Here is a 4,504-nt window from a genome sequence, read left to right on the forward strand (position 1 = left end):
GAACTCTGAGGGGTTTCAGGTTTGGCGCACCAACCACGAAAAACAAGCAATCCTACATTGACGACTCTGCCGGTCGCTATCCCTCTGCATTGTCTTCAGAACAACGTTCCGAGAACATACAAGGGGAGCAAACCGGCAGAGTGCGAAACGAAGCGCTGACGACGCCGACCGTGCGCTGACGACGCCTCGAGTTGCCTGCCGCCCCTGGCGAACGCTCCCCTCAACCCAGCCACGGACTGCGTACCCGCGAAAATCCCCCAACCTGGTCATAGGCATGCCCAAGCTGCAGCACCGCGGCATCCGCCTGCACCGGCCCGATGATCTGGATCCCCGCAGGCAGACCCTGCGGCCCGAAGCCAGCAGGCGCGGCCAGCGCCGGCAGCCCGGCCATGGTGGCCGGCACCACCGCCTGCATCCAGCGGTGATAGGTTTCCATGTCGCGGCCGTCGATCGCATGCGGCCAGTCCCAGTCGGCGTTGAACGGAAACACCTGCGCGGCCGGCAGCACCAGGTAGTCGAAGCGATCGAACAGCGTGCGCAGTGCCTGGTACCACGCGCTGCGCACGCACATGGCTTCGTAGATGCGCGTGCCGGGCAGCACCAGGCCGCGCTCGATCTCCCACACGGCTTCGGGCTTGAGCAGCGCGCGTGTGGCCGGGTCGTGGTACAGCGCGGCATTGGCGCCCGCCACCGAGAAGCTGCGCAGGTCGATCCACGCATGCCACAGGCGCTCCAGGTCGAACGCGGGCAGTGCGTCGTCGACGCTGCAGCCGAGCGCGCGCAGGTGGGACAGCGCCTGCACGCACGCATCGAGCAGGCCGGGCTCGGTCGGGAGGTGACCGCCGAGGTCGCCGAGCCAGCCAATGCGTACGCCGGTCCAGTCGCGCTCCGGCGGCAGCGTGAAGCTGCCGGGCGGCTCGCTGCGGCGCGTCAGCGGCAGCCGCGCATCGAAGCCGGCCTGTACCGACAGCAGCAATGCCAGGTCAGGGATGTTGCGCGCCATCGGGCCAGCCACGCTGAATTGCTGGAAGAAGATCTCGTCGGCCGGCCCGTGGGGCACGCAGCCCACGGAGGTGCGCAGGCCATAGACATGGTTGAACGCCGCAGGCGTGCGCAGCGATCCCATCATGTCCGAGCCGTCGGCCACCGGCAGCATGCGCAGCGCCACCGCGACCGCCGCGCCGCCGCTGCTGCCGCCGGCCGAGCGCGCCGGATCGAAGGCGTTGCGCGTGGTGCCGTAGACCGGGTTGTAGGTGTGGCCGCCAAGGCCGAATTCGGGCGAGTTGGTGCGCCCGACAAAGATCGCGCCGCCGGCACGCATGCGCTCGAAGATCACCGTGTCGGTTTCGCTGACCTGGCCGGCGAAGATCGGCGAGCCCCTGGTGGTGACCATGCCCGCTGCCGGGCTGATGTCTTTAGGAGCTTGCGGAAAGCCGTGCAGCGGGCCACGGCTCGCACCCCGCGCAAGCTCGGCATCGAGCCCTGCCGCCTGCGTGCGCAACGCGTCGCGTGCCACGGGAGCGACGATGGCATTGACGCGCGGGTTGTGGCGGTCGATCTGGCCGAGGAAGGCGTCGAGCACTTCCACGCACGAGAGCTCGCGCGCATGGATGGCGCGCGACAGCGCGACGGCGTCGAGTTCGACGATGGGATCGGTGGGTTGCGGGTCGGGTGCCATGGTTCGCCGTGTCTCCTGTGGGATTCGGCACAAGCATACGGGCGCGGCGGGGTTTCCGGCAATCGATGGTTTGCGCGCTGCGCAGGGCAGGCGATAGTGCATTGGACTACCGCCGCGCGGCAACGACGATGTCGACGGCTTAGCCTGCCGCGCGCTTGCGCCGCGCCGCCGCCATGTCGAGCACCACCCACGCCGGCGCATGGTCGCTGGGATGGTCCTCGGCGCGAACCCAGCGGTCCACGCCGGCATCGCGCAGCCGCGGCGCCAGGTCGGCGCTCAGCAGCAGGTGGTCGATGCGCAGGCCGGAGTCGGTCTGCCAGTGCTGCCGGAAGTAATCCCAGAAGGTGTAGATGCGCTCGTCGGGATAGCGCGCGCGCAGCGCATCGGTCCATCCCTGTGCCAGCAGCCGCGCGTAGGCTTCGCGGCTTTCCGGCTGCAGCAGCGCGTCCTTGCGCCATGAGCGTGGGTTGTAGATGTCGTCGTCGGTGGGCACCACGTTGTAGTCGCCGGCGAGTACCACCGGATGGCCCCCGTCGAACAGTTCCTGCGCATGTTCGATCAGGCGCTCAAACCACGCCAGCTTGTAGTCGAACTTGGGGCCGGGCTGTGGATTGCCGTTGGGCAAGTAGAGGCAGCCCACCAGCACCCCATGCACCGCGGCTTCCAGATAGCGGCTGTGGCTGTCGTCCGGGTCGCCGGGCAGGCCGCGCCGCACCTCCACGGGCTCGGTGTCGCGCCCGAGGATCGCCACGCCGTTCCAGGACTTCTGGCCGTGAAAAATCACGCCGTAGCCGGCGGCGCGGATCTCGCGCGCGGGGAAGCTTTCGTCGGCGGTCTTCAGTTCCTGCAGGCAGGCGATATCCGGCGCTTCGCGCGCCAGCCAGTGGAACAGGGCCGGAAGCCGGCTACGGATACCGTTGATGTTGAAGGTAGCGATCTTGAGCGAGGGCATGCCGCTTGGGATGTGGTGGAACGAGGCCGGCCGGCGGGTGCCGGCCGGCTTGCTGCTTCAGTGCCTATGGTGCCTGGGGGCCTTGGCGTTGCTCTGGCCCGTCAGTCCCATCAGGCGCGCCACGTGCTGCCCGACGTCTCGGCGCTGCCGGTCGTGCTGCCGGCAGTCATGCCGCTGGTGGTGCTGGTGCCGGTGGTAGCAGTGCCCGAGGTGGTACCCGCGCTGGTTCCCATCATGCCGCTACCTTCGCGGCGCACGCGGATATCGTTGTTGACCTCGGTCACGCCATAGGTGCCGTCGGCCAGGTCCTCGATGTAGTACTTCTGGCTGCGGTCGCGCACGGTGCCGGTCAGCGACACCACGCCGCTCTTCACCTCCACGCTGACATCGCTGACATCAATGCCGCGTGCGTAGCTGAGCCGCTCGCAGATCTGGTCGCGGATGCGGTCGTCGCTGCGCTGGTAGCCGCGCGGGCCGGCCCGCTGTTCGCGATAGCGCTCGGGTTCACGCTCGTAGTCACGTCCGTAGTCCCGTTCGTAACCACGCTCATAGCCTCGGCGCTCGCCCCACTTGCGCTCGCGTTCGTGCTCGTCGGAGGTGCCGAACAGGTCGCCCACCGCCTCGCCGATACGGCGTCCGATGTTGTAGAGCACGCCGTGTCCTTCGCGGTGATCGTCGCGGTCTTCATCGCGGTCTTCGACTTCCCAGCCGCGTTGGCGCGCGGCTTCCCGGCTGAAGCGGCGGCTGTAGCGCTGCGCCTCGTCCCAGTCATCGCGCGGCTCGGTCCAGTAGCGCGTGTCGCTGCGCAGCTCGCTGAAGTAACTGTCGTGCTCACCGCGGCGCTGCGCTTCGGGCGATTCGTGCGGTTCGCGCGCGCGTTCGGCGCTTTCGCGCCACTGGCGCTCGGCGAATTCATCGTCGCGCTGCCACGCTTGCGGATCGCGCCATTCGCCGGCGCGTTCCCAGCCATAGCCGCCGTTCAGGCCGTAGCGCAGGTTGCTGCCGTAGCGCTGTTCGCGGCCATAGGGGCTGGCCTCGCGGCTTCTGTAGCGATCGTCATCGCGGCCCCGGTAACGCTCATCCTCGCGGCTGCGATAGCGTTCTTCGTCGCGGCCGCCGTAGCCACCGCCGTATGCGCCCCCCGAGGGCCGTTCCGGATACCTGCCCGCGCCGTACTGCTCGCTATAGCTGCCGGTCTGGCGGGCGGGGCCGCCGTAGCTTGTCTGCCCCGGAGTCAGTTGCTGGCGCCGGCGTTGCGCTTCCCAGCGCTCGCGCTCGGTTTCGGGTTGCCAGTCGTCGTCTTCCCACGCCCTGCGGCGTTGGCGTTCGTCACGTTGGCGTTCGTCGTAGTAGTAGCCCATGCTGATTTCCTGACAATGTGAGTTTGGCGCCATGTGCGGATACCGACACGAACAATGCGTGCGGCCCGCGGGCGGGTATTCAGGAAACGGCAAGATTCGTACCGTGCGCCGGGGCCGCGAGAAGCGGCTCCCGGGGCGTCCGGCGCGTGCAACCCTTGCAGAGGTTGTAAGGGTTGCAGGCTTGTTACTTCAAGCGAAATGGCGCCGCCTGCACCGGCAGTGGTGACCATGCGGCGATGCAGCGAAGCGAGCCGCCGGGGCCAGGTCATGTCGGTTCTGTACGGGGAGGTGCGAGGCATCGGCGGCGCCGGCGCCTGAAGAGAAAAAACGACAGTAATGGCAAAAAGACTCTAAATCCGAACAATGTGGCAATGGCCGAAAACAGCGGTGGGGGGGGGGGGGCGGGGGGCGGGGCGGGGGGGGGGGGGGGGGGGGCCGGGGCCCGCGCCGGGCGCCAGCGCCCCCCCCCCCGCGGGGGGGCGGGGCCGCGGGGCGGGCGGCGCCCCGCGCGCG

Annotated in this window: 3 protein-coding genes; all 3 read right to left on the reverse strand. The window is 68.8% G+C overall.

What is annotated here, in order from left to right:
• Positions 1 to 220 precede the first annotated feature (220 nt).
• Complete coding sequence (locus AB1I47_RS33375; RefSeq protein WP_354687923.1) at positions 221 to 1,678, reverse strand: amidase; 1,458 nt, start codon at positions 1,676 to 1,678, stop codon at positions 221 to 223.
• 139 nt (positions 1,679 to 1,817) lie between these two features.
• Positions 1,818 to 2,630, reverse strand: a complete 813-nt coding sequence (xth, locus tag AB1I47_RS33380; RefSeq protein ID WP_354687924.1) for an exodeoxyribonuclease III — start codon at positions 2,628 to 2,630, stop codon at positions 1,818 to 1,820.
• A gap of 110 nt (positions 2,631 to 2,740) precedes the next feature.
• Positions 2,741 to 3,991, reverse strand: a complete 1,251-nt coding sequence (locus tag AB1I47_RS33385; protein WP_354687925.1) for a BON domain-containing protein — start codon at positions 3,989 to 3,991, stop codon at positions 2,741 to 2,743.
• Between the last annotated feature and the right edge of the window lie 513 nt (positions 3,992 to 4,504).

Source organism: Cupriavidus necator (genome assembly GCF_040578825.1).
In the GTDB taxonomy this organism is placed as follows: Bacteria; Pseudomonadota; Gammaproteobacteria; order Burkholderiales; family Burkholderiaceae; genus Cupriavidus; species Cupriavidus necator_E.

Excerpts from the sequence above, each read along its gene's own strand:
- xth (WP_354687924.1), bottom strand. The coding sequence starts at position 2,630 with ATGCCCTCGCTCAAGATCGCTACCTTCAACATCAACGGTATCCGTAGC.
- AB1I47_RS33375 (WP_354687923.1), bottom strand. The coding sequence starts at position 1,678 with ATGGCACCCGACCCGCAACCCACCGATCCCATCGTCGAACTCGACGCC.
- AB1I47_RS33385 (WP_354687925.1), bottom strand. The coding sequence starts at position 3,991 with ATGGGCTACTACTACGACGAACGCCAACGTGACGAACGCCAACGCCGC.